Below are 5,239 nucleotides of genomic sequence, written 5' to 3' on the forward strand. Positions count from 1 at the left end.
CGCCTGCCGCCCGATCCAGATGTGGCCGCCGGTGGGATAGACGATCAGTTCCGCGCCCTTCACGCTGGCGGCGATGTGGCGGGCGGCGGCTGCGGTCTGGAAACGATCATCCTCCATTGAAATTGCCAGGGTTGGCACGGTGATGCGGTCCAGCGCCTGTGGTGCCGGGTCAAAGGCGAAGCGGGCATCATGGGCAAATCCACGCGCACGCTCGGTCACTGGCAGGATATCACGCAGGATGGCGCGGGCGCGGGCCTGTTCAGCCGGTGCGGCGGCGCGCACCAGCGCCGGATCGGTGGCGAGCAGCGCGCCGATCATCGCCTCTTCCGCCACGCTCATGCCGGCCCAGAACAGGAAATCGGATTTCAGGCCATGATCGATGATGGCCTGCGCCAGCGGCGTGGGCGGGCGCACTGGCGCCCGGCCGGGGGCAAAGGCCGCCGGCACCAGCGCCACCAGCGCGCTGCAACGATCAGGATGGCGGATGGCGAATTCGATCGCCGGTTGCGCGCCGGCCGAACCACCGATCACCGGCACGCGGTCGATGCCCAGCACGTCAAGCAGATCGGCAAAGCCATCGGCTTCCGTGGCCGGGGTGGCGCCTGGCGGATAATCGCTGCGCAGATAACCGAAGCGCGACGGCGCGATCAGCCGCCAGCCGTGGGCCACCAGCGGCGACGCCATCGCCAGCGCCTGATCGAAGCCACCGCCGGTGCCGTGCACCATCAACAGCGGCGGCCCGTCGCCGGCTTCGGCCAGTTCCATCTGGCCGAATCGTGTCCGCACCAGCCGGCTGCGCCCGGCCAGCCGCTGGCGCGCGGCGGCCAGATCGTGGCTGAAGGCATGCCCAGTCATCGCCGCGCCAGCAACAGCGCCCAGGGAAAGGGCCAGAAAGGCACGACGGCGCATGGCGACATGATGATGCCAGGCACCGCCCTTCGCCATGCGGACAAACCCGCATGACGCATCCCGGGCTTTTTTCGTTGCGCTCCGCCGCAGCGGCGGCAATGTCGCCCACGAGAACGCAAAGGGGAGTTTGCCGAAATGATGTTGCGCATGATGGCGGTTGCCGCCCTGCTGGCCACCACCGCGACCGCCGCACCCACCGTGACCGAAGCCGATTTCGTGGCACGCGATTTCCGCTTTTCCGACGGCAAGACCCTGCCACAGCTAAAGCAGCATTACCGCACGCTCGGCACGCCGATCCGCAACGCCAAGGGCGAGATCATCAACGCCGTGATGGTGGGCCACGGCACTGGCGGCACCGGCGCGCAGTTCCTGGTGCCGCAGTTCGCCCGCCTGTTCGAACCGGGCGGCACGCTGGATGCGGCGAAGTATTTCATCATCCTGCCCGATGCGATCGGCCACGGTGGATCATCCAAGCCGTCGGATGGCCTTAAGATGGCGTTCCCCGCCTATGATTATGGCGACATGGTGCGCGCGCAGGGGCAATTGCTTGATCATCTTGGCGTGAAGCAGTTGCGGCTGCTCGCCGGCACATCGATGGGCTGCATGATGGGCTTCCAATTCGGCATCGATCTGCCCGACCGCGCAGCGGCGATCATGCCGCTGGCCTGCAACGTGATCGAAATCGCCGGGCGCAACCGACAATGGCGGTCCATGGCAATCCAGGCGATCAAGGCCGATCCGGCGTGGAATGGCGGCAATTATACCGCGCCGCCCGAACAGGGCCTGAAACTGGGCATGGCGCTGCAGGCGATGGCCAGTTCCGCCCCGGTGCGCCAGCAGGCCGATTGGCCGACGCGCGCTGCCGCCGATGCCGCCGCCACGGCGGTGCTGTCCCGGCCGGGTGCGAGCATGGGCGATGCCAATGATCGCATCTACCAGCTCGACGCCAGCCGCAACTACAACCCGGCCCCCAATCTGGCGCGCATCACCGTGCCCGTCACCTGGGTGAACAGCGCCGACGATTTCATCAATCCGCCCGGCGTGGGTGAACCGGAACGCCATGTGCGGGCGATGCCCCAGGCGCGTTATGTGCTGATCCCCGAAACCACCGAAACCCGCGGGCACTCAACGCACACGTGGAGCATCTTCTGGGAAGGCGAGCTGAAGGCACTTTTGGCGCGCAGCCAGTAAGGCGGCCTCCCGGTCAACGGAAAACCTGTGATGCCTCCAACCGGATTGACCGCAGCGAGCTGTGCAATCAGTTGGTCCAGTAAACATATTCCTGACGCTTCGACCACGGCGCATTGAGCGGAACGTCAATGCGGATCGGGGCCTCGAGCAGGCCGGGCCATAGCGGGGCTGGCAGTTTGGCGTTCTGCTCCTCGATCATCCTGCGAAGCGCGGCCAAGCGCGTCGGCTCGCGGTCAGCAAGATTGATCTGTTCGGTCGGATCGGTGGCAAGATTGAACAGCCACACCTTGTCTGGCCGCTTCGAGACCTGCAGCTTCCAGTCGCCGGCGCGCACCACCCGGTAATCGCCAGAGCGCCAGAAGGTCAGCTGGCGGGTGGGGCCGTTGCCCAGCAGGTTGAAGCTGTCCATCGGCCGGTCAGCCGGCATCTGCGCCCCGGTCGCAGCGGCGATGGTGGCGAACATGTCGAGGTGCTGGGCAACATCGCTGCGCACGGTGCCCGGCGCGATCTGGCCCGGCCAGCGCATCAGCAGCGGGACGTGGATGCCGCCTTCGAAGAAAGTGCCCTTGAAGCCGCGATAGGGCCGGTTGAGATCGGGGATGCCGGCATACCAGGCCCCGCCATTGTCGCTGGTGAAGATCACCAGCGTGTTCTGATCGAGCCCGGTCGCCTTCAGCTTTTGCAAAACGTCGCCAATGCGCCGATCCAGCTGGCGGATCATCGCGCCATACACGCGCTGGGTGTGATCCTTGATCTGCGGCAGTGCATCATAATCGGCCTGCGTCGCCTGCAGCGGCGTGTGCGGCGCATTATAGGCCAGGTACATGAAGAACGGCCGGTTTTTGTTGGCCTCGATCGCGGCGAGCGCATTGTCGGTAAAATAATCGGTCAGATGGCCCTTGGGCCGGAAGCGCTCACCATCGCCCCAATAGACCGCATAGGGCAGGTTGGCCCACAGGAAGCGATCGATCGGATCCCACGGCAGCTTGGCGGCAACGGCCGCCGCGTCGTCGCTGCCCGCATACATCCCGCCGCCGGCGCGCAATCCCAGGCTTTCGTCAAAGCCTTGCGATGTCGGGCGCAGCGGCTGGGATTCGCCCAGATGCCATTTGCCGATGTGGACGGTGTGATAGCCCAGCGGCTTCAGGATTTCGGGCAACATGATCTGGTCGTGCGGCACCCCCATGTCGGGATAATCGGGCAGATCGTGGTTGAGCTCCTTGTGGTAGATCGCCGGATAAAGCGGGCTGTCACCCGCATGCGCCACACTGCCGATGAAGCTGGCCGGCACCGCGGTGAATTCAAAGCCAAAGCGCGTCGGATAGCGCCCGGTCATCAGGGCGGCGCGCGATGGCGAACAGGTGGCATTGGCGGCATAGCCGTTGGCAAAGCTGACACCCTGCCGGGCAATCGAATCGATGTTCGGCGTCGGCACCGCCCCGCCGGCAACGCCGCCGCCATAGAGCGAGATGTCGTTCATCCCCAGATCGTCGGCAACAATCAGGATGACGTTGGGCGGCCGCTTGCTGGCCGGCGGCGTCGCCGGGCCTTGCGACCAGCTGATCGGGTGATTGTCGGCAATCGGCTCACGCAATTGCGCGATCATGCCGGGAATGGCGATGCCGTATTTCTGGAACCCGAAATAGCCCGCGCCCACCAGCAGGGCCAATGCCCCAAGCCACTTCATCTTGCGTGTCATCGTGAGTCTCCGGATTTGATCGCGGTGGGTCGAAGGGCGAGCAACAGGAACAGCATGATGAAGGGGATCATGATCAGGCTGGCATAATGTTCGGGCGGATGGTGGCCGCCGGCTGGCCCGCGGCCCATCCAGGCCGACCAGCTGAGCAAAACACGCTCCAGCAGGCTGATCGCCAGCAACAAGGGCACAAGTGAACGATAATGGAGCGCGACGATCAGCGTCACCATCCCGTGCGCGATCTGGGTGGCACCGGCCCAGGCGAACAGGCCAATGATCAGCGCCGGATTGTGACCCAGATCGAGCCCGGCAATCGTGCCCGCGCCGCCATCGGGCAGGAAGCTGTGGATCATCCCCGGCACGATCCAGCCGACACCATAAAGCGCCAGGAACCAGGCCGCAGCGCGCGCGCCGCGATAATGGTGGTTGGTGCTGGGCGGCAGCAGCGCGGTCATGATGCGATGGTCAGCATCATCAGGTGCGAAAGGGCGGCAATCAGCGCCAGCACCAGCGCCACGGTGACCCGTGGGCCCACATAGAAGGACAGCACCCGCTGCGTGGGGAAGGAAAAGGTCGCCAGCGTGCCGAGCAACTTGTCCGGGTGGCCTGCCATGAAGGCCGGGTCCATCACCAGTTTGATCATGTCGCGGCGGCTGCGGTATCGCATCAGGCCGAAAACCGTCCAGCCGGGATCGGGTTCGGTGTTCCAGGCATCAACATAGCCGCCCACCTTGCGCCCGACGATGCCGGGGTGGCCGCCATTGCGGAACAGCACCGGCATGAAGCGTTTGGAATAGCGTTTCAGCAGTTCAAAGCCCTGCACCATTTGCCCGGTCTCCGGATCCTCCACCTGGTCCATCTGCGCCTTGACCAGGTTGAGCATCACGAACTCGCGGCCATCATCGGCTGCAAGGAACGCGCGCAGCACCTCCGGGCTGTTCCCGGTGCCTTCGAAGCGTCCGGCCATCTGGGCCAGAAAGGCATCGATCTCTGCCGGTTTCAGCGGGCCAGACCAATTGTCATACCAGAACCGGAAGGCGCCATACGCCAGCAGCGCCGCGCCCCAGATGATCCCTTCAGCCATCACGCCAACCGCTCCATTCCGGGCCGCCCATGGCGTCGCGTCGCGCAGCTGCCGCCAGATCGATCCCTGCTATTGGCATTATAAGTGCCAAGACATATTTGCAATCGCTATTGTCGCTTGCACCATTGCCGGTTTGCCGCAAAACAAGCCATCATGACCAACGTATCGCACAAGATGGCATCGCGTTCGAAAGCGCCGCTGGCCGATGGCCGGCGCGAACGCAGCCGATCGAGCCGCGGGAAGATCGTCACGGCGATGCTCGATCTGGTCGGCAAGGGCGATGTTGCGCCCAGCGCGGCGCGGGTTGCAGAAGTGGCGGGCGTCGGCCTGCGTTCGGTCTTCCGCCACTTTGACGACAT

5 protein-coding genes and 1 pseudogene are annotated in these 5,239 nt (G+C 65.0%); 2 read left to right on the plus strand and 4 right to left on the minus strand.

Annotated features, from left to right (window positions below; translation table 11 throughout):
- On the minus strand, positions 1-909 hold a 909-nt coding region (locus RT662_RS13085; protein WP_313671141.1), incomplete at its 3' end, for an alpha/beta fold hydrolase.
- Between the two features lie 135 nt (positions 910-1,044).
- Between RT662_RS13085 and RT662_RS13090 the strand changes: the two genes are divergently transcribed.
- Positions 1,045-2,100, plus strand: coding sequence for an alpha/beta fold hydrolase (locus RT662_RS13090; protein ID WP_313671142.1), 1,056 nt, complete (start codon positions 1,045-1,047; stop codon positions 2,098-2,100).
- Positions 2,101-2,167: 67 nt separating this feature from the next.
- Here the strand turns inward: RT662_RS13090 and RT662_RS13095 are convergent, their stop codons facing one another.
- The 3 genes from RT662_RS13095 to RT662_RS13105 are packed head-to-tail and all read right to left on the minus strand — an operon-like array spanning position 2,168 to position 4,880.
- Positions 2,168-3,799 (minus strand): sulfatase-like hydrolase/transferase, encoded by a 1,632-nt coding sequence (locus RT662_RS13095; RefSeq protein ID WP_313671143.1) that lies wholly within the window; start codon positions 3,797-3,799, stop codon positions 2,168-2,170.
- On the minus strand, positions 3,796-4,251 hold the full coding sequence (locus RT662_RS13100) for a hypothetical protein (RefSeq protein WP_313671144.1): 456 nt from the start codon (positions 4,249-4,251) through the stop codon (positions 3,796-3,798). Before RT662_RS13100 ends, RT662_RS13095 begins: the two co-directional genes overlap by 4 nt.
- The gene (locus RT662_RS13105) at positions 4,248-4,880 is read right to left on the minus strand and encodes a hypothetical protein (protein WP_313671145.1); all 633 of its coding nucleotides are present in this window, start codon (positions 4,878-4,880) and stop codon (positions 4,248-4,250) included. Before RT662_RS13105 ends, RT662_RS13100 begins: the two co-directional genes overlap by 4 nt.
- Positions 4,881-5,033: 153 nt before the next feature.
- Between RT662_RS13105 and RT662_RS13110 the strand changes: the two are divergent.
- A pseudogene (locus RT662_RS13110) lies at positions 5,034-5,239 on the plus strand (TetR/AcrR family transcriptional regulator); the annotation flags it as partial.

The sequence above is a fragment of the Sandarakinorhabdus sp. genome, from assembly GCF_032115815.1.
In the GTDB taxonomy this organism is placed as follows: domain Bacteria; phylum Pseudomonadota; class Alphaproteobacteria; order Sphingomonadales; family Sphingomonadaceae; genus Sandarakinorhabdus.